The sequence below is a fragment of the Enterobacter sp. C4G1 genome (assembly GCF_052886895.1).
The window spans coordinates 1,718,623-1,735,649 of the sequence record NZ_JBQVVV010000001.1; the positions used below are offsets into that span (position 1 = coordinate 1,718,623).

Annotated in this window: 21 protein-coding genes and 3 tRNA genes; 10 read left to right on the plus strand and 14 right to left on the minus strand. The window is 51.5% G+C overall.

The window, feature by feature from the left end; translation table 11 throughout:
• Positions 1 to 21: 21 nt before the first annotated feature.
• The 7 genes from dnaC to ACT9TW_RS08310 all read right to left on the minus strand — a co-directional run bounded on the left by dnaC (position 22) and on the right by ACT9TW_RS08310 (position 4,376).
• Positions 22 to 759, minus strand: coding sequence for a DNA replication protein DnaC (gene dnaC, locus ACT9TW_RS08280; RefSeq protein WP_446492104.1), 738 nt, complete (start codon positions 757 to 759; stop codon positions 22 to 24).
• Positions 756 to 1,301 carry a primosomal protein DnaT gene (dnaT, locus tag ACT9TW_RS08285; protein WP_446492105.1) on the minus strand — a complete coding sequence of 182 codons (546 nt, stop codon included), beginning with the start codon at positions 1,299 to 1,301 and terminating at the stop codon, positions 756 to 758. The genes dnaC and dnaT overlap by 4 nt, the downstream gene beginning before the upstream one ends.
• 123 nt (positions 1,302 to 1,424) lie before the next feature.
• A complete protein-coding gene (locus ACT9TW_RS08290) occupies positions 1,425 to 1,853 on the minus strand; it encodes an organic hydroperoxide resistance protein (RefSeq protein WP_014068780.1) in 429 nt (142 codons plus the stop codon).
• Between the two features lie 84 nt (positions 1,854 to 1,937).
• Positions 1,938 to 2,390 (minus strand): MarR family winged helix-turn-helix transcriptional regulator, encoded by a 453-nt coding sequence (locus ACT9TW_RS08295; protein WP_315687810.1) that lies wholly within the window; start codon positions 2,388 to 2,390, stop codon positions 1,938 to 1,940.
• A 41-nt stretch (positions 2,391 to 2,431) separates the two neighbouring features.
• Positions 2,432 to 3,070 carry a TetR family transcriptional regulator gene (locus ACT9TW_RS08300; RefSeq protein WP_182059478.1) on the minus strand — a complete coding sequence of 213 codons (639 nt, stop codon included), beginning with the start codon at positions 3,068 to 3,070 and terminating at the stop codon, positions 2,432 to 2,434.
• Between the two features lie 65 nt (positions 3,071 to 3,135).
• On the minus strand, positions 3,136 to 3,609 hold the full coding sequence (locus ACT9TW_RS08305) for a threonine/serine exporter (RefSeq protein WP_182059479.1): 474 nt from the start codon (positions 3,607 to 3,609) through the stop codon (positions 3,136 to 3,138).
• The gene (locus ACT9TW_RS08310) at positions 3,600 to 4,376 is read right to left on the minus strand and encodes a threonine/serine ThrE exporter family protein (RefSeq protein ID WP_446492106.1); all 777 of its coding nucleotides are present in this window, start codon (positions 4,374 to 4,376) and stop codon (positions 3,600 to 3,602) included. The genes ACT9TW_RS08305 and ACT9TW_RS08310 overlap by 10 nt, the downstream gene beginning before the upstream one ends.
• Before the next feature lie 408 nt (positions 4,377 to 4,784).
• Between ACT9TW_RS08310 and ACT9TW_RS08315 the strand changes: the two genes are divergently transcribed.
• Together ACT9TW_RS08315 and bglJ are read left to right on the plus strand one after the other, a co-directional pair.
• The gene (locus ACT9TW_RS08315; RefSeq protein WP_182059481.1) at positions 4,785 to 5,522 is read left to right on the plus strand and encodes a LuxR C-terminal-related transcriptional regulator; all 738 of its coding nucleotides are present in this window, start codon (positions 4,785 to 4,787) and stop codon (positions 5,520 to 5,522) included.
• The gene (gene bglJ / locus ACT9TW_RS08320) at positions 5,519 to 6,154 is read left to right on the plus strand and encodes a DNA-binding transcriptional activator BglJ (protein ID WP_182063520.1); all 636 of its coding nucleotides are present in this window, start codon (positions 5,519 to 5,521) and stop codon (positions 6,152 to 6,154) included. The genes ACT9TW_RS08315 and bglJ overlap by 4 nt, the downstream gene beginning before the upstream one ends.
• A 37-nt stretch (positions 6,155 to 6,191) precedes the next feature.
• On the opposite strand, the gene ACT9TW_RS08325 is transcribed toward bglJ, so the two are convergent.
• Positions 6,192 to 6,650, minus strand: coding sequence for a YbaK/EbsC family protein (locus tag ACT9TW_RS08325; protein ID WP_182059482.1), 459 nt, complete (start codon positions 6,648 to 6,650; stop codon positions 6,192 to 6,194).
• A gap of 328 nt (positions 6,651 to 6,978) precedes the next feature.
• Here ACT9TW_RS08325 and ACT9TW_RS08330 point away from each other — a divergent pair, with 328 nt between their 5' ends.
• Positions 6,979 to 8,325: a PTS sugar transporter subunit IIC gene (locus tag ACT9TW_RS08330; protein WP_182059483.1), complete on the plus strand. Its 1,347-nt coding sequence runs from the start codon at positions 6,979 to 6,981 to the stop codon at positions 8,323 to 8,325.
• A gap of 111 nt (positions 8,326 to 8,436) precedes the next feature.
• Here the strand turns inward: ACT9TW_RS08330 and fhuF are convergent, their stop codons facing one another.
• Positions 8,437 to 9,225, minus strand: coding sequence for a siderophore-iron reductase FhuF (fhuF, locus tag ACT9TW_RS08335; RefSeq protein WP_446492107.1), 789 nt, complete (start codon positions 9,223 to 9,225; stop codon positions 8,437 to 8,439).
• Between the two features lie 95 nt (positions 9,226 to 9,320).
• Positions 9,321 to 10,385: a GGDEF domain-containing protein gene (locus ACT9TW_RS08340; protein WP_446492108.1), complete on the minus strand. Its 1,065-nt coding sequence runs from the start codon at positions 10,383 to 10,385 to the stop codon at positions 9,321 to 9,323.
• 215 nt (positions 10,386 to 10,600) lie between these two features.
• On the opposite strand from ACT9TW_RS08340, the gene ACT9TW_RS08345 reads away from it, so the two are divergent.
• Positions 10,601 to 10,870 carry a DUF1435 domain-containing protein gene (locus tag ACT9TW_RS08345; protein WP_446492109.1) on the plus strand — a complete coding sequence of 90 codons (270 nt, stop codon included), beginning with the start codon at positions 10,601 to 10,603 and terminating at the stop codon, positions 10,868 to 10,870.
• 37 nt (positions 10,871 to 10,907) lie between these two features.
• On the opposite strand, the gene ACT9TW_RS08350 is transcribed toward ACT9TW_RS08345, so the two are convergent.
• The 4 genes from ACT9TW_RS08350 to rsmC all read right to left on the minus strand — a co-directional run bounded on the left by ACT9TW_RS08350 (position 10,908) and on the right by rsmC (position 12,425).
• Positions 10,908 to 10,992, minus strand: a tRNA-Leu gene (locus tag ACT9TW_RS08350).
• 34 nt (positions 10,993 to 11,026) lie between these two features.
• Positions 11,027 to 11,111 (minus strand) — tRNA-Leu (locus ACT9TW_RS08355).
• Positions 11,112 to 11,139: 28 nt separating this feature from the next.
• A tRNA-Leu gene (locus ACT9TW_RS08360) sits at positions 11,140 to 11,224 on the minus strand.
• Positions 11,225 to 11,396: 172 nt separating this feature from the next.
• Positions 11,397 to 12,425 carry a 16S rRNA (guanine(1207)-N(2))-methyltransferase RsmC gene (gene rsmC / locus ACT9TW_RS08365; RefSeq protein WP_182059488.1) on the minus strand — a complete coding sequence of 343 codons (1,029 nt, stop codon included), beginning with the start codon at positions 12,423 to 12,425 and terminating at the stop codon, positions 11,397 to 11,399.
• A 102-nt stretch (positions 12,426 to 12,527) separates the two neighbouring features.
• On the opposite strand from rsmC, the gene ACT9TW_RS08370 reads away from it, so the two are divergent.
• The 6 genes from ACT9TW_RS08370 (at position 12,528) to ACT9TW_RS08395 (ending at position 16,935) form a co-directional block, all read left to right on the plus strand.
• Positions 12,528 to 12,941 carry a DNA polymerase III subunit psi gene (locus tag ACT9TW_RS08370; protein WP_446492110.1) on the plus strand — a complete coding sequence of 138 codons (414 nt, stop codon included), beginning with the start codon at positions 12,528 to 12,530 and terminating at the stop codon, positions 12,939 to 12,941.
• Positions 12,910 to 13,353 (plus strand): ribosomal protein S18-alanine N-acetyltransferase, encoded by a 444-nt coding sequence (gene rimI, locus ACT9TW_RS08375; RefSeq protein WP_014068794.1) that lies wholly within the window; start codon positions 12,910 to 12,912, stop codon positions 13,351 to 13,353. The genes ACT9TW_RS08370 and rimI overlap by 32 nt, the downstream gene beginning before the upstream one ends.
• Positions 13,354 to 13,372: 19 nt before the next feature.
• Positions 13,373 to 14,050 (plus strand): pyrimidine 5'-nucleotidase, encoded by a 678-nt coding sequence (gene yjjG / locus ACT9TW_RS08380; protein WP_182059489.1) that lies wholly within the window; start codon positions 13,373 to 13,375, stop codon positions 14,048 to 14,050.
• Positions 14,051 to 14,141: 91 nt separating this feature from the next.
• A complete protein-coding gene (gene prfC / locus ACT9TW_RS08385; protein ID WP_182059490.1) occupies positions 14,142 to 15,731 on the plus strand; it encodes a peptide chain release factor 3 in 1,590 nt (529 codons plus the stop codon).
• Positions 15,732 to 16,035: 304 nt separating this feature from the next.
• Positions 16,036 to 16,653: a molecular chaperone OsmY gene (gene osmY, locus ACT9TW_RS08390; RefSeq protein ID WP_446492111.1), complete on the plus strand. Its 618-nt coding sequence runs from the start codon at positions 16,036 to 16,038 to the stop codon at positions 16,651 to 16,653.
• Between the two features lie 120 nt (positions 16,654 to 16,773).
• Positions 16,774 to 16,935, plus strand: a complete 162-nt coding sequence (locus ACT9TW_RS08395; RefSeq protein ID WP_002887716.1) for a DUF1328 domain-containing protein — start codon at positions 16,774 to 16,776, stop codon at positions 16,933 to 16,935.
• Positions 16,936 to 17,027: the final 92 nt, after the last annotated feature.

The following is a 17,027-nucleotide window of genomic DNA, read 5'->3' on the forward strand; positions in this document are numbered from 1 at the left end:
CCGGTATTTCCTGGAAATTTCCTAATACTCTTTGCCGGTAACGCGGCTGCGATAACTATCCCAGTCAAAGATGACATACAGGCTGTTACCGAGCTTCATACGATCCATGACGCGTTCACCCAGCAGACGGGTCATTTCGTCGATATTGTGGTTAGTCAGCATTCCGGTTGGGCGTTTTGATGAGGAACGGCGGTCGACAATCTGGTTGATGATCACCTTTTCATAGCGGGATTCGGTCTGAACGCCAATCTCATCAATGACCAGTAAATCGACGTTACTCAGGTCGTTAAGCAGCTGTTCTTCGCTGGTTTCGCGATTGCTGAAGGTGTCTTTCATGGCGGACATGATATCGGCCACGGTGATAATCAGCACCGATTTACCGCGCAGCAGTAGCTCGTTACAGATGGCAGCGGCAAGATGATTTTTCCCGGTGCCGGGCTTACCGCTAAAAATAAAGCTGGCGATGTTACCGTCGAATTCGTCTACATACTGGCGTGCGGCGGCCAGGGCGCTCATCTGCCCCTGCGACTCCACTTTGTAGTTATCAAACGAGCAGTTCTGGTGCAGCGGGCGGATGCCGGAGCGGTTGAACGTGCGCTGCATTTTCATGGCCCGGTTTTCGCGGGCGAGGGCGGCGGCGCGGATCTCTCCTTGCTCTTTCTGCCATGCCAGCAGTTCTTCACCTGTCGTAAACGCGGGTTTGACGTTGGCAGGCATCATTTTTTGCAGACGTTTCATCAGGTCGCCGACGTTTTTCATTTAGCACCTCGGAATCCATTGGGGATCTGTTTGTCTGGTTCTGAAAAGGCGTTGATATCGCGCTTTGGCTGACCGCCGTTACTGGCGCGGTTCATCTGAATGCTGCGCGCAAGTTTTTGCTGCCACTGAACATGGTGGAACACTTTGCCTTCTGCCTGCCAGTAGGCGGTGAAAGCCGCCAGCTCTTCGGGGGTGACTGTTTGCGCGAGCGCAATCCCCCATAACGCGGCCTGACGCTGGAAGTCGGCGTCAGGTTGCCATCCGCCGTACATGGCAAATTTCCCCATCGGCACGGCGACCGGGGCGCTTCCTGGCTCTTCAAAGAACTGAGTATCCAGCGTCACATCGCTCACCGGGCGCGACAGGCGAGCTTCGAGATCCAACAACTGTGCCAGACGTTCAGGCGTGATCGCATAAAACGCCGGTGCGTTATCAGCGAATACCGCGAGCGTGCCGTTTTCGGCGTTGGTCAGTACACCACGGGGATCGTGCATAAATGCATCGATACCCGCAATGCTGGTGGTCAGGATTCTGGAAGACATAACACTTTCTCTACTGATTACTACGGGCGTGATATGGGCTTATGGTAGCACAGAGAGGAAGAGGGGATGGAGGGGGAAAGTATAGGTCACCCTCTCCCGGCAGGGAGAGGGAATCGGTCGGGATTACGCGATGATATTCAACGTCACGTCGATATTGCCGCGAGTGGCGTTAGAGTACGGGCAAACAATGTGTGCAGCATCGACCAGTTTTTTCGCTTCGGCTGCATCCATACCTTCAACGTGAATGTTGAGTTTCGCTTCGATACCAAAACCGGTTGGCAGCGGGCCAATACCTACTTCGCCTTCGATAAACGCGTCTTTCGGCAGGGAGAATTTATCGCGGGCAGCAACGAACTTCATCGCACCCAGGAAGCAGGCAGAATAGCCGGCTGCGAAAAGTTGTTCCGGGTTGGTGACTTCGCCACCCATGCCGCCCATCTCTTTTGGCACGCCCAGTTTTACATCCAGTACGCCGTCGGAGGAGGTTGCACGGCCATCGCGGCCTCCGGTTGCTTTTGCTTTGGCAGTGTAGACAACTTTTTCTAAAGACATGGCAGGTTCCTCATCTTGCATTTATATGTACTATTAAATAGCGTGCGATATATATGTGTAAATAAATACGCGTAAAGTATAGCCTTACGCGCGCTGTAGCTGTTGGCGGAAAAGTTCAAGCTGTTGCTTAAGCCCTGCCAGGGTGGCGGTATCACATTGCACCGCACAACCTACCGCCTGCGGAATACCCACAGCTTGCTGTTGCAGGCTGCTTCCCGCGTCGCTCAGGGTGACCACAACCTGACGCTCATCTTTACGGGAGCGATGGCGGTTGATTAGCCCGGCGCTTTCCAGACGTTTCAGCAAAGGCGTTAGTGTGGCTGAGTCAAGAAACAGACGCTCGCCAATCTCCGACACCGTAATGTCATCCTGCTCCCACAGCACCAGCATCACCAGGTATTGCGGGTAGGTCAGGTTAAGCGGTGCCAGTAGTTGCCGGTACAGCTTATTAAGCGCCAGGTTTGCCGAGTAGAGGGCAAAACAGAGCTGGTTATCCAGCAGCAGCGCGGGGGTGGCGTCGTTCATTTTCGCGTTCATGAGTTGAATATAGATAGTGTACGATATAATTGCAAGCTATTTTATGGGCAAGTATAGCGAAGCGCCACCTGAACCGCCATTTTACGATAGTGCTGGCGTTGCGCCTGCTCGTCTGCGCCATCTTCAAACAGCAGCGTAAAGGTGTAGCTGTTGGCAACGTAGTGGAAGCTAAAACTGCTGATAAGACGGTGAAGATCGCGCGCGTCGACTGTCTGATTGAACAGCTGCTTTTCTTTTCCCCGTTGCAGGATCCCGGCGAGAAGTTCCAGCGCGCTGCGGTTTACCTGACGCAGGTAGCTCGACTGCTGCATAAAGCGGCCGCGCTGCATGTTTTCCATGCAGATAATACGGATGTAGTCCGGGTGGTCGGCATGATAATCAAAGGTGGACTCAACCAGATGCACCAGCGCTTCAACAGGCGGCATTCCGGCCAGGCTCAGCTGTTTTTCACTGGCGCGGATTTGCGTATAAACGTGCTCCAGCGCCAGAAGATAGAGGTTTTCTTTGTTTTTGAAGTGGTACACCACCATGCGTTTTGTGGTGCCTGCCTTTTCCGCAATTTGCTCCATGCGGGCGCCGTTCAGCCCATACTCGGCAAAAAGCTCGATAGCGCTGTGAAAAATTTTATCCTTCAGGCTGCCTTCATTGTGGTCGGGGAATTCGCTGCCAGGGTTAGCCACTTCATTTCCTTATCGTCACCAAACGGAATGTTGGGATTATCACCACGGCAGCGCGAGAACACAAATCAAACGCGTGGGCGCTTGCGATACAGCCATAATCCGGGGATAGACAGCCCGATGGAGAGCGCGCCAACAATGGAAGAAGCTTTAAGGAAATTACTGAGCAGCAGGATCATTTGCGGCTCGCTATAGCCGAAGTGGCTGATTTTCACCGCCGAAATCATCGCCGTATAGGCTGAAATGCCGGGGAACATGGGAATAACTGCCGCCACGGTGAAGACCTTTGGATGCGCCAGATACCAGCGCGACCACTGAATGCCAATGCAGCCGACTAACATCGAGGCCATAAAGGTCGACCATTCGATGTTAAAGCCTGACGTCATCATGACCATACGCGAACCGTGGCCGATAGCACCCAGCAGTGCGCACCAGCGCAGCGCGCGGCGCGGCACGTTGAATACCATGGCAAAACCAACGGCAGGAATAGCTGCCAGAACCATGTCCTGGACCAGTGCTAACAGAAAATCAATCACGCCCATCCCCGTAACCCCCACAATGTCATTGCCATCACTACGCCGATACAGGTTGCCAGGGTCAGCAGACTGGCGATCGCCCATCGCGCGAGGCCGGTATTGATGTGCCCTTTAAACATATCGGCAACAGCGTTAATCAACGGGAATCCCGGAACCAGCAGCAATACACTGGCTGCCATCGCAATGGTGGGCGTGCTGGCGAACGTGGGCAGGCGCAGCAGCAAACCTGACACGGTTGTCGCGACAAAGGCCGTGATGCAGAAGTTAATTTGCGGGTGCAACTGCCGGTGTGTCAGAAGCTGTCTGACATACATGGCAATGCTGCTGGCGAAAAAGGTTATGACCGCACCATCCCAGCCGCCATTGTTGAGTTTACAAAAACAGGCGCAGGAGAGGCCAACCATCAGCACAACCACCCAACGAGGGTAACGTAACGGTTTGATTTGGTTGAATCGTTTTTCTATCTCGTTCAAATCCAGCAGCTTGTGCTCTGCGAGTATGACAATGTGCTGCACCTCGGTGACGACGTGCATATTAATGCCGCGATCGTGGTTTTTGCGGGTTGAGGTTAAGCATTGACCATTTTTAATGGTGGTCAGCACAATGGCGTTTGATGAGATGGAGCTTTCAACGCTGTCCATCCCTAACGCCAGCCCAAGACGAGTAGAGAGTTCTTCCACCAGGGCACTTTCCGCCCCGTGTTGTAATAGAAAAAGCCCACACTGAATACATAGCCGCGTTACGGCACGTTGCGTTGACTGATCTGCCTGCATGTTTACCCTGAAGAAAAGAAGGATTGCTTGCCTGATGGCCCGGAATGTTTACTTTTAGCACAAAGTGCGGGATCGCTTGCTCTGGGTCAGATCAAGATTTGTGCAAAGAGTTGCAGAGGTCATGCGCCGGGACGTTGGTGAATGATCATTCGTGGTTTGAATGTTTAATTCAGAAATATAAAAAATATATATTTAGTTTTGCTAATTTTATATTTTCAATATTATAACGGTTGTGTAATTAAAATTAATTTCTATTTGTGAGATATTAAACTTGTTTGGGGTAATTCTTATACCATCAAGCTTTATCTTAATTTTTGTCAGTAAAACTCGTCCTTCATTCAGGAATGAATCAACATTTATCTGAATGCATTTAACATTATTTAGTAAAAGAAAGGATTCGGAGGAGCTATGTTGCCATTGAATGGTAAACACGGAGTAGTAATCAGCAAGATACCCGTAATGCAGTCTGGTCTGGGCGGGGTAATGGCACGTCATTTTCCCGACTATGAACTGAACTATTGCTGCTCGTTACAAGAACTCACGTTGCTTCAGTTACGCAGGGCTGACGTTATTATTGCTGATATTTCTGGCGATTACAGAAACCCGCGCGGAACCCTTGAGCAATATTATGGGTTGTTAAATCAATACCGGGGGATTCACTGGATATTCCTGGTTTCTCGCCCTCTTTATGCAAGCGCGGTTGAGTTGCTCATGCGCCCTGAAACAACGTTATTGTCCGATATGGAACCGATAGATGGCGTGATTAGTGCGATTCGTGCCGGTAGAGAACGTGCCGAGCGAATAAGCCAGACGTTACTCACGCCGGATTCCCAGGAGTTCGGTGAAAAGAGTGAATCGCTTATCGCGCTAACTCACTCAGAACGTAAGGTGCTGCGCCTGCTGGGTAAAGGTTGGGGAATTAATCAAATTGCTACATTGCTCAAGAAGAGCAATAAAACGATCAGTGCTCAAAAAAACAGTGCCATGCGGCGGTTGTCATTGCGCAGTAATGCAGATATGTACGCATGGATCAGCAGTGTACAGGGAATGAGAGAGCTGAGTCTAATGTCAGCCTATGGGGAGTTTGAGGAATGGAAAAGACCACTGCAACAAGACATATCGCCCTCATCGAAAATTGCACAATGAGTGCGATTGGGCTGACGCATCTCTTCGCTATGCCACCGCTCAGTGATTATAAGCTGCATCTGTTTACACGTGCCGACAGTTTAAAAGTCGCATTATCCAGGACTTCCTTTTTCTCGGTGATCTATTCACTCTCAGATGCGCGCGAAGAACGCCGGAATTGTCTTTCCTGTATGCGCGAGCTTGCACTGAATCACAACGATATACAGCGAATTGTATTGGCATCTGGTGAGATGGAGGCGAAGCTGGTAAGCCACCTTTTTCCATCCCGTCTTCACGGCATTATCAACAAAGCGGTTCCGCTGATTGAGCTGCTGGATGAACTTTCGGCATTACTCAAAGAAACCGGGCGTGTGAATGACAATATGCTCAATCACTGGTACGTGAGCCATAACCGGATGTTGAGTCCGACTGAGCGGGCGATTTTGCGTTATATGTCTTTTGGGTACTCCATCCCAGAAATCGCGACCCAGCTTGAACGCAATATTAAAACGATTCGGGCGCATAAGTTTAATGCCATGGTGAAGCTGGGGGTAAATTCTGATGTAGGGTTGTTGGATGCAGCCGATCTTCTTACACATCTTCCCGCTGGGGAAGGTCGCCGAACCGCATTAACCATTCCGGCGTTCTCGTAATGTGTTATCCCGTGCCAGATGCGCTCTGGCGCGGCGATTAAATGCAAACATCTACCCATTTTGCCGAGGTAAGCTCAGCCATTCTTTCCGGTGAAATTCGCACTGCGCTGTGAATGGCTCCCGCAGCAGGTAGCACTTCCGGGTATTGTTTTAAAGAGATATCGCAATAGACCGAGAGGGGATTTTCCAGCCCAAATGGGCAGACGCCACCTACAGGATGGCCAGTGACGGTAACCACTTCATCACTGCTGAGCATCCGCGCTTTTGCGCCAAATGTGTCCTTCAGTTTTTTGTTATCCAGGCGCGCATCTCCTTTCGCAACAACCAGGATCACCTCGTTTTTCACTTTTAACGATAGCGTTTTGGCAATTTGCCCTGGTTCAACGTGATGAGCGGCAGCAGCCAGCGCAACGGTCGCAGTGCTTTGGCTAAGCTCAATGACTTCTATCTCGGGTGCGTTGTCGGCAAAAAACTGCTGTACAGACTGCAAACTCATTGTTTCCTCCTGACAAATATCCTGCGTAATCTGTCATAAGAAATTATGCTCTGTAAATATCTCTTAAGTAACAAATATCCCATATGGCTGATTTCTGGATCGCCTTCACATTCACGGAAACCGGTTACAGTAACCGGTTGCAGAGCGTGAATGAGAGATTAATACTGATTACGTAACGTCCCCTGTATCCAATAATAAGAGCAAATTATGAAACCATTCCGTTTGAGCTGTGCTGCTGGTAAACGACCCAGCAAGGTTGTGAAGCTGATGTATGGAACAACGTGTGGCGTGAATGCGCCCGATACGAACGTCTGACAGGAGATCTGCTATGTCTGCCAACCATGCTGCGTTTAATCTGATATTCCGTTTCGTTGAGAATTATGTCAGCCCAATTGCCGGGCGGATCTCCTCCCAGCGTCATGTGATGGCTATCCGTGACGGGTTTATCTCCGCCATGCCATTCATGATCGTGGGCTCATTCTTATTAGTGTTTGCTTACCCACCTTTCTCGCCGGATACCACCTGGGGCTTTGCCCGCGCCTGGCTGGATATGGCGAAGCAATTTGAAGGCCAGATCCTGACGCCGTTTGATATGACGATGGGCATTATGTCCATTTATATCTGTGCGGCCATTGCCTATAACCTGGGCAAACATTACGTTAAGTCGCATCAGCTTGATCCGTTCATGTGTGCCATGCTGTCACTGATGGCATTTCTGCTGGTTGCTGCGCCGAAAACCAAAGGCACGTTGCCGGTAGAAAGCCTGGGTGGAACGGGGATCTTTACCGCCATTCTGGTCGCTGTTTACTGCGTGGAATTGATGCGTTTCCTGAAAGCGCACAACATCGGTATCCGCCTGCCGGATCAGGTGCCGCCGATGATTAAAAACTCGTTCGATCTGCTGATCCCGGTCCTGGTGGTAGTGTTGACGCTTTATCCTCTGAGCCTGCTGATCCAGTCCCAGTTTGGGATGCTGATCCCACAGGCCATTATGTCTGTCTTTAAACCGCTGGTTTCTGCGGCGGACTCCTTACCGGCGATCCTGCTTGCCGTGTTGATTGGCCACCTGCTGTGGTTTGCGGGTATCCACGGGGCGGCGATTGTCTCAGGGATGCTGCAAATGTTCTGGCTGACCAACCTCGGAGCAAACCAGACTGCACTGGCAGCCAGCCAGCCGCTGCCACATATCTTTATGGAAGCGTTCTGGACATTCTTTATCGTTATCGGGGGGTCGGGTGCCACGATGGGGTTGGTTATCTGCTACCTGCGTAGCCGCTCCGCACACCTGCGTTCGATTGGTCGTCTGAGCGTGGTGCCAAGTTTCTTTAACATCAACGAACCCGTTATTTTCGGTACGCCAATTGTGATGAATCCGGTGTTCTTTATTCCTTTCCTGTTAGCACCGATGGTTAACGCCGTGCTGGCGTGGGCGGCAATGAAGCTGGACCTGATTGGACGTGTGATTTCAGTGGTCCCATGGACGGCGCCTGCACCTGTCGGCGCGGCCTGGGCACTTGGCTGGGACTTCCGTGCTGCGGTGCTGGTGATTCTGCTGGCGCTGGTTTCTGCCATCATTTACTTCCCGTTCTTCAAAGTGTACGAGAAGCAACTGCTGGAGCAGGAAGCAGAAGAAGCACAGCGTAATGCTGATGAGGACAACCAGCAGGTTGCCTAGGTAAAAGCAAAACGGCAATCTCGGTTGCCGTTTTTGATGTTTGTATCCTCACCCTGGTCGCACCGTAGTGTAGGCCGGGTAAGCGTTAGCGCCACCCGGCAAATCACACCATTACTTCAGCGTACAATCCCCACATTGCTGAACATCCGGCAAGCGATAGCGCTGACAGCAGGTACGGCGAACCAGAAGTCCGTCACGTGGCACAACGGTGCGGAACAGCGGGTTATCGCGCCCATCAGAAAGTTGTTTGGCAAAGAAACACGACTGGCGTAGGGCATCGACTTTCTCATCGCCGAGCAGCGGTTTCATCTCCGTCAAATACCAGTGAATTAAATAACCGGTATTACTCCAGATAAGCTTCCCGTTAATTTCACCCGTCTCTTCCAGTGCATCGATAACCGGGATCAACGCGCGAGTGACAAGGCTCTCCATTCGCTCCTGAGCAGAAAGATACCCCGCGTGCTTATCTTCATGGAAATCAATCCAGAAGCAGGCCGCTCTCCCGGTTTCGTGGAATTCTACGTGGAAGAATTCCGGGGAGAGATCCAGCATGACGTCCTGGGTTAACAGGGCCAGCATCGCAGGGGGAACCATCAACCCGATATACCACTGCGCCCAGAGGGAGAGCAGTGGTTTGTTTTCCCGCGCCATGGTGGGCTGGTTACGATAGATATGGTCTGAATAAGCGGCAAACAAGGATTGCCACTCTACCGGATTACGCCACTGAGCCAGCGTCATGGCGTGATGTGGATGCGGTTCATCCAGCTTAATGAAATCCAGCAGATGCGCGCGCGTTTCGGCGATTTTCTCCCGAATGGCATCCGCAAGCGTAACACTCCCCGTGGAGAGACTGGCTCGCCAGAGTATAGGTTCAACGGCTTGTGCGGTACGAGTGGCCATAGTTTTGGATGGAAATCTAAATGATAATGATTGCCAATCCTAACTATAGATAATACCAATCGCAAGACTTTTGTCCGGGATGTGCGACAGGGCGGTTAAGTCGTTTGCAGCTCTTCGCTGTAAAGGATGTTGTTGCGTCCCATATGCTTGGCTTCATATAGCGCTTTATCCGCTTTTCCCAGCGCCCCTTCGACGTCTTCACCTTCAAAAATGGCAATACCAATACTGATGGTGACATTGGTTGCCACGCTTTCATTGAACATATGCGGGATTTTTAAATCGTACACTTTCTGGCGGATCCGCTCAGCTGTCAGGCGAGCATTTTCAAGTGAGATGTTGGTCAGCAGCACCATAAACTCTTCGCCTCCAAAGCGCGCAACGATGTCGCGCGAGCGCACCGCATCACGGATCGCCGCAGAGACGCGGATCAGCGCCTGATCGCCCATCATATGACCGTAGTGGTCGTTGTAAGCCTTGAAGTGGTCGATATCCAGCAGCAGAACAAAATGTTCACCGTTTTCCACCGTTGGCAGGTTATCCAGCCTGGTTTGCAGGCCACGCCGGTTATACAGGCCGGTGAGCGGGTCTACCATGGTGAGATCGGTAAGGGTTTCTCGCTCTTCCAGTAAGCGGGTAAGCAACTCCTGGGCGAAATTGTCATTACGTCTTTGTAAAACGTGATGAATACCAATCGCCACCATCGGCAGGGCAAAGGAGTAGGCCATACGCAGCCAGCTGTCATGATTGCTTAACCACAGGCAGACGACAAAAGTTGGCAACGAGTGCAACGTAAATGCTTTGATATTACTGACAAATGCCAGCGAACCAATAAAAAGCACCGTTAATAACGCCATGACCAGATAGGTGGCTTGATCGTGCGTAAGCAACGAAAATTTAGCGGTGATTTGCCAGGCCCATAAAAGACCAAAGATCGCTGAAACAACAGGAATATTTATTTTTCGTTTTTTATTTTTCCAGTGCCAGCCGAGCAAACCGACGCTTAACGTAAAAATAGCGATCAAGGGGATGGATAACAGACGCACGGAATAGAGCGGGTTTGTTACCGAGAACAGTGCAGATGCAGCATTCAAAGATAAAAACAAACGTAAAGATAATTGATATTTCTTGTTGACCAAAGAACGCCAGGATTGTGATGTCATATTAGTGCGTTTATTAATATTATTTAATTAAAACAAACGAATAGGTGTTGGTTTGGAATTGTGAATGCAAAAATTTCGAATTGTAATTATCAGAAAACGGTAAAGACAGTTAACAGGTGAGCAATTTATCACCTTAGACATTTCCTGTCATTATGGGAAAGGTAAAGGTCGATGAATTCTTATTCCGTGTGCTGACAAATGATAATTGTTATCATATGATATTGGTTATCATTATTGGTGCGAGAGAGCTAACCATGTTGAGTAAAGCGCTGGGAAGTGCCTGGGGTGTATTGTTGCCTGGGGTGATCATTGGCGGTCTGGTGTTTGCCGATCTCTCTGTCGACATCTGGAAACTGATTATTGTGTCAGGGTTACTGATGACATCGGCGATGATCTGGCATAAGCAATTGCGGCACTTTGTGTTGTTGCCATCGTGCGTTGCACTGGTCAGCGGAATATTGGTGATACTGATGAGTTTGAAATAAAAAAAAGGAAGGAACATCAGAGGGATAATAAGATAATTGGTGCGAGGGGGGGACTCGAACCCCCACATCCTAAGGACACTAACACCTGAAGCTAGCGCGTCTACCAATTCCGCCACCTTCGCACAGTCATCTTACTTTTTTTTGATATCGCCTCGTTGGTGCGAGGGGGGGACTCGAACCCCCACATCCTAAGGACACTAACACCTGAAGCTAGCGCGTCTACCAATTCCGCCACCTTCGCCCAGTGCGAGCAATATCAACGTGATTTATGGTGCGAGGGGGGGACTCGAACCCCCACATCCTAAGGACACTAACACCTGAAGCTAGCGCGTCTACCAATTCCGCCACCTTCGCATACCATCGATACTGTAAAAGTATCGTAACCACGGAGGCGCATTCTAGATGTTTTCAGCTTTTCGTCAACAGAAAAGTGCGCGCTATACCTTGATTGATGTAAAAATGGTCGGAACAGAGACGTCTGTTTGCCGAAAGGCGCTGATGCTTATCCGGCAAACAGATTCGGGGATTACTTTTTGGCCTGACGCGTCATCACGGTGCGGTACACCTTAAAGCGTCCGGTCTGGGCAATCACTTCGTGGAAGCCAAAGGTTTCATCCAGCACTTTCGGGTACGCCAGGAAGGCGTTGGCGACGATACGCAGTTCACCGCCGCTGTTAAGGTGACGTACTGCACCGCGGATCAGGGTTTGCGCCGCTTCAAGGCTGGTTTCCATCCCGTCGTGGAACGGCGGGTTAGAGATAATCATGTCAAAGCGACCGGTCACGTCAGAGAAGACGTTGCTGGCGATCACTTCACCTTCAAAACCGTTTGCGGCAAGCGTTGCGCGGCTGGCTTCAACCGCTGGCGCGCTGACATCACATAAGGTTAGGCGTACTTTTGGTGAATGACTGGCAAGCACCGTTGCCAGCACGCCTGCGCCACAGCCCACATCGAGCACTTTGCCTTTGGTATGCGGTGTCAGGGTGGAGAGCAGCAGTTTGCTGCCTACGTCCAGATAGTCACGGCTGAAAACGCCCGGCAGGGTTTTGATGGTCAAATCGTCAAGCTGATATTCGCCCCAGAATTTATCTGCATCAAACGATGGCTGTTTTTCCAGGCGACCGTGGTACAGGCCACAGCGACGGGCGCTGTCGATTTTGTTCAGCGGCGCGTACTCTTCCAGCATCTGTTCGGCACTGCGCACGCCGCTACGGTTTTCACCCACCACGAAGATATCGCATCCCACCGGTAGCAGGGAGAGCAGGTTCATCAGCTGGAATTGCGCTTCAGGTTTGTTCTTCGGCCAGTAGTAAATCAGCGTGTCGCAATCGGCAACGTCGCTTTGCTCTGCCACCAGGCTAAAGCGCGCACGCTCGCCCATCTGGCGGCTCAGCACCTGCCAGTGGTGGTAATACTGGGTGTGGGCACGGCTTTCAGCACAGTCGAAACGCGCAGGCAGGTCATCCTGCATATCTCCGGCAAAAAGAATACGGCTTTCTTCGAAATCATCACTGTGACGCAGCAAGACTTCACTTGCCGGGGTAAATGCAGACATGAATTGTTCCTCAATAAACTCAGGCGGGGATTATAGTAGGTAGATGGCGCACTTTCGACACATTTGCTATATTTGCGCGCCTGAGAGACAGGAGCTTTCCCTATGACATCCCGACGAGACTGGCAGTTGCAGCAGCTGGGTATTACCCAGTGGGCCTTGCGTCGCCCGACGGCGTTGCAGGGTGAAATTGCCATTGCCATTCCTGCGCATGTTCGCCTGGTGATGGTGGCGGAGGCGCTGCCTGCCCTGAATGAAGCCCTTATTGGCGATGTCCTTCTTAGCCTGAAGCTCACGCCCGATCAGGTATTACAGTTGACGCCAGAACGGGTCGCGATGCTGCCTCCTGAAAGCCGCTGCAACAGCTGGCGGATGGGAGAGGTGAACGAACTCGCCCTTGAGGGAAGCCAGATAAGCTCTCCCGTGCTGGAAGAGCTAAAAGCAAACCCAAAAGCGCGCAGCGCGCTGTGGCAACAAATCTGCAAATATGAACACGATTTCTTCCCTCACGACGCCTGATCTGACGACAGCGTTCGCGATTGAAACACGCGCCCACGCGTTTCCGTGGAGCGAAAAAACATTCGCCAGCAATCAGGGCGACCGCTATCTGAACTACCGCCTGGATGTCGATGGCACGATGGCGGCATTCGCCATCACTCAGGTCGTGCTGGATGAAGCAACGCTGTTTAACATCGCGGTCGACCCGGCGTTTCAGCGCCGCGGCCTGGGAAGGGAGCTGCTGGAGTATTTAATTCGCGAGCTTGAAACCCGTGACGTTTTCACCCTGTGGCTGGAAGTTCGCGCATCAAATGTCGCCGCTATCGCACTCTACGAAAGCTTAGGCTTTAACGAGGCGACAATCCGCCGTAACTACTACCCCACCGCAGAGGGACGTGAAGACGCCATCATCATGGCTCTGCCGCTTGGATAACGAAAATAAGGTTGTAACGATGAAATGGGACTGGATTTTCTTTGATGCCGACGAAACGCTGTTTACGTTTGACTCGTTCGGTGGCCTACAGCGGATGTTTCTGGATTATAGCGTTACCTTCACCGCCGAAGATTTTCAGGACTATCAGGCGGTTAATAAACCGCTGTGGGTGGATTACCAGAACGGTACTATCACCGCGTTACAGCTGCAACATCAGCGTTTTGATGTGTGGGCAGAGCGCCTGAAGGTGAGTCCTGGCTCGCTGAATGATGCCTTCCTGAATGCGATGGCCGATATCTGTGCGCCGCTGCCGGGTGCGGTTTCTCTGCTGGACTCCCTGAAAGGTAAGGCGAAGCTGGGTATTATTACCAACGGATTTACCGCCTTACAGCAGATCCGTCTTGAACGTACCGGCCTGCGCGATCATTTCGATGCGCTGGTGATTTCCGAAGAAGTGGGCGTACCAAAACCCGATCCGCGTATTTTCGATTACGCGCTGGCGCAGGCAGGCAATCCTGAGCGCGAACGCGTGCTGATGGTAGGGGACACCGCCGAGTCGGATATTCTGGGTGGCATGAACTCGGGCTTGTCGACCGTCTGGCTGAATGCGCACGGTCGCGTGCAGCCTGAAGGTATCCAACCGACCTGGACCGTCTCGTCATTGAACGAACTGGAGCAACTCCTGTGTAAACAATGATTGCCTGCCCCCTATTGATGGGTAAAATAGCCGCAATTTTGTATTCCATGATGCGTGGTGTGCTGCCGCGCTTATAAAAGAAGATTTGATTATGACGTTGTCTCCTTATCTGCAAGAGGTGGCCAAGCGCCGCACTTTTGCCATTATCTCTCACCCGGATGCCGGTAAAACGACCATCACCGAAAAAGTGCTGCTGTTCGGACAGGCTATTCAGACTGCCGGTACGGTTAAAGGCCGTGGCTCCAGCCAGCATGCAAAATCTGACTGGATGGAGATGGAAAAGCAGCGTGGTATTTCGATTACCACCTCCGTGATGCAGTTCCCGTATCACGATTGCCTGGTGAACCTGCTGGACACCCCGGGCCACGAAGACTTCTCCGAAGATACCTACCGTACGCTGACGGCGGTTGACTGCTGTCTGATGGTTATCGATGCCGCAAAAGGTGTAGAAGACCGTACCCGTAAGCTGATGGAAGTTACCCGTCTGCGCGATACGCCGATCCTCACCTTTATGAACAAACTCGACCGTGACATCCGCGATCCGATGGAAGTGATGGATGAAGTGGAAAGTGAGCTGAAGATCGCCTGTGCACCAATTACCTGGCCAATCGGCTGCGGTAAGCTGTTTAAAGGTGTTTACCATCTCTATAAAGATGAGACTTACCTGTATCAGACCGGTAAGGGTCACACCATTCAGGAAGTGCGCGTTGTGAAAGGCCTGGACAACCCAGAGCTGGACGTAGCGGTAGGTGAAGAGCTGGCCGCGCAGTTGCGCGACGAGCTGGAGCTGGTGAAAGGCGCCTCCCACGAGTTCGATAAAGAGCTGTTCCTGGCAGGCGAAATTACCCCGGTCTTCTTCGGTACCGCGCTGGGTAACTTCGGTGTTGATCATATGCTCGACGGTCTGGTGGAGTGGGCGCCGCGTCCGATGCCGCGTAAAACCGACACCCGTGAAGTCGAAGCAAAAGAAGAGAAGTTCACCGGCTTCGTCTTTAAAATTCAGGCCAATATGGACCCAAAACACCGCGACCGCGTGGCCTTTATGCGTGTGGTGTCCGGTAAATATGAAAAGGGCATGAAGCTTCGCCAGGTGCGTATTGGTAAAGACGTGGTGATCTCCGACGCGCTGACCTTTATGGCGGGCGACCGTTCTCACGTTGAAGAAGCGTATCCGGGTGACATCATCGGCCTGCATAACCACGGCACGATCCAGATCGGTGATACCTTCACCCAGGGCGAGATGATGAAGTTCACCGGCATCCCGAACTTTGCGCCGGAGCTGTTCCGTCGTATTCGTCTGCGCGATCCGCTGAAGCAAAAGCAGCTGCTGAAAGGCCTGGTACAGCTTTCCGAAGAGGGTGCGGTACAGGTATTCCGCCCAATTGCGAACAACGATCTGATCGTTGGTGCGGTCGGTGTGTTGCAGTTTGACGTGGTAGTTGCGCGTCTTAAGAGCGAATACAACGTTGAAGCGATTTACGAATCCGTAAACGTGGCGACTGCGCGCTGGGTTGAGTGTTCTGACGTGAAGAAATTCGAAGAATTTAAGCGCAAGAATGAGATCCAGCTGGCGCTCGATGGCGGCGATAACCTGACGTACATCGCCCCAACCATGGTTAACCTGAACCTGACGCAGGAACGCTATCCTGACGTTCAGTTCCGCAAAACGCGCGAACACTAATCCCCTCTCAGAGCACGGTTTTCGCCGTGCTCTTCTTAATTCCCTGCCTTATTAGACCCTTGCGGAATGTTCTTAAATCATCCCGTTCGGTGTTGGTTTGCCTGTTTTTTGACCGATTCTGAATGCGGCACCGCGAGACTGTTCTATATTTAACTCAGTGTTTAACCTCGTCGGTGGGTGAATTGACTGTTTTATTACCTGAAAATGATTTCCCTTACTGACTGTTGGTTTATTCACAGCATTTACAACTAACGAAAAGGAACGTTAGCCGCTCAAATAGCGAGCAAACTACAGGAACACATCGATGAATATGACAAGACCTAAGATTTCAAAATCTCTGCTGGCCGTAGCCCTGGGGTGCATCGTGACAAGCGGTTCTGCTTTTGCAGAAAACACCACGATGGATAAAGCCCAGTCCGTGGCGACAAGCACGGGGGAAAAAATCGATAGCTCGATGAATAAAGTCGGTAACTTCATGGATGACAGCGCTATCACCGCTAAAGTGAAAACCGCGCTGGTGGACGATAAAAACATCAAGAGCACCGACATCTCCGTCAAAACAGAGGGCAGCGTTGTTACGCTGAGCGGCTTTGTGGAGAGCCAGACCCAGGCTGAACAGGCTGTTGCGGTTGCTAAGGGGGTAGAAGGTGTGACCTCCGTCAGCGACAAATTGCATGTCCGCGACAGTAAAAATGGCTCTATGCAGGGCTATGCCGGTGATGCTGCAACCACCAGCGAAATCAAAGCCAAGCTTCTGGCTGATGACGTCGTACCGTCACGAAAAGTGAAAGTAGAAACTACCGATGGTGTGGTTCAGTTGTCCGGTACCGTCGATTCTCAGGCGCAAATTGAACGCGCCGAAGCCATTGCGAAAGCGGTTGATGGCGTCAAAAGCGTCAAAAATGACCTGAAATCGAAGTAACACATCGCAATTCGTTCTTCTGACTGAGGCCGGAAGACGGAATAAGAATTACACCTGGAATCATCAGCTGTGAACGCTCGCGACTTGCGGTCGACATTAACTATGGTAAAGGAGAGTCTTATGTTTCGATGGGGCATTATTTTTCTGGTTATCGCGTTAATTGCCGCCGCGCTGGGCTTTGGTGGTCTGGCGGGTACAGCGGCAGGGGCAGCGAAAATTGTCTTCGTTGTCGGTATTATTCTGTTCCTGGTCAGCCTGTTTACCGGACGACGCCGTCCGTAGCGACACACACTCTGACAGCAACATCAAAGCCAGTCTCTCGACTGGCTTTTTCTGGTTTGAGCCTGGCGTAAGGTGTAGGTTACTGTGTATTC

Coding starts and splice junctions, on each gene's coding strand:
- bglJ (WP_182063520.1), top strand. CDS start 5,519: ATGAGTGCGATTGGGCTGACGCATCTCTTCGCTATGCCACCGCTCAGT.
- ACT9TW_RS08325 (WP_182059482.1), bottom strand. CDS start 6,650: ATGAGTTTGCAGTCTGTACAGCAGTTTTTTGCCGACAACGCACCCGAG.
- dnaT (WP_446492105.1), bottom strand. CDS start 1,301: ATGTCTTCCAGAATCCTGACCACCAGCATTGCGGGTATCGATGCATTT.
- osmY (WP_446492111.1), top strand. CDS start 16,036: ATGAATATGACAAGACCTAAGATTTCAAAATCTCTGCTGGCCGTAGCC.
- fhuF (WP_446492107.1), bottom strand. CDS start 9,225: ATGGCCACTCGTACCGCACAAGCCGTTGAACCTATACTCTGGCGAGCC.
- ACT9TW_RS08290 (WP_014068780.1), bottom strand. CDS start 1,853: ATGTCTTTAGAAAAAGTTGTCTACACTGCCAAAGCAAAAGCAACCGGA.
- yjjG (WP_182059489.1), top strand. CDS start 13,373: ATGAAATGGGACTGGATTTTCTTTGATGCCGACGAAACGCTGTTTACG.
- ACT9TW_RS08345 (WP_446492109.1), top strand. CDS start 10,601: ATGATATTGGTTATCATTATTGGTGCGAGAGAGCTAACCATGTTGAGT.
- prfC (WP_182059490.1), top strand. CDS start 14,142: ATGACGTTGTCTCCTTATCTGCAAGAGGTGGCCAAGCGCCGCACTTTT.
- rsmC (WP_182059488.1), bottom strand. CDS start 12,425: ATGTCTGCATTTACCCCGGCAAGTGAAGTCTTGCTGCGTCACAGTGAT.
- dnaC (WP_446492104.1), bottom strand. CDS start 759: ATGAAAAACGTCGGCGACCTGATGAAACGTCTGCAAAAAATGATGCCT.
- ACT9TW_RS08370 (WP_446492110.1), top strand. CDS start 12,528: ATGACATCCCGACGAGACTGGCAGTTGCAGCAGCTGGGTATTACCCAG.
- rimI (WP_014068794.1), top strand. CDS start 12,910: ATGAACACGATTTCTTCCCTCACGACGCCTGATCTGACGACAGCGTTC.
- ACT9TW_RS08315 (WP_182059481.1), top strand. CDS start 4,785: ATGTTGCCATTGAATGGTAAACACGGAGTAGTAATCAGCAAGATACCC.
- ACT9TW_RS08295 (WP_315687810.1), bottom strand. CDS start 2,390: ATGAACGCGAAAATGAACGACGCCACCCCCGCGCTGCTGCTGGATAAC.
- ACT9TW_RS08305 (WP_182059479.1), bottom strand. CDS start 3,609: ATGGGCGTGATTGATTTTCTGTTAGCACTGGTCCAGGACATGGTTCTG.
- ACT9TW_RS08340 (WP_446492108.1), bottom strand. CDS start 10,385: ATGACATCACAATCCTGGCGTTCTTTGGTCAACAAGAAATATCAATTA.
- ACT9TW_RS08330 (WP_182059483.1), top strand. CDS start 6,979: ATGTCTGCCAACCATGCTGCGTTTAATCTGATATTCCGTTTCGTTGAG.
- ACT9TW_RS08310 (WP_446492106.1), bottom strand. CDS start 4,376: ATGCAGGCAGATCAGTCAACGCAACGTGCCGTAACGCGGCTATGTATT.
- ACT9TW_RS08395 (WP_002887716.1), top strand. CDS start 16,774: ATGTTTCGATGGGGCATTATTTTTCTGGTTATCGCGTTAATTGCCGCC.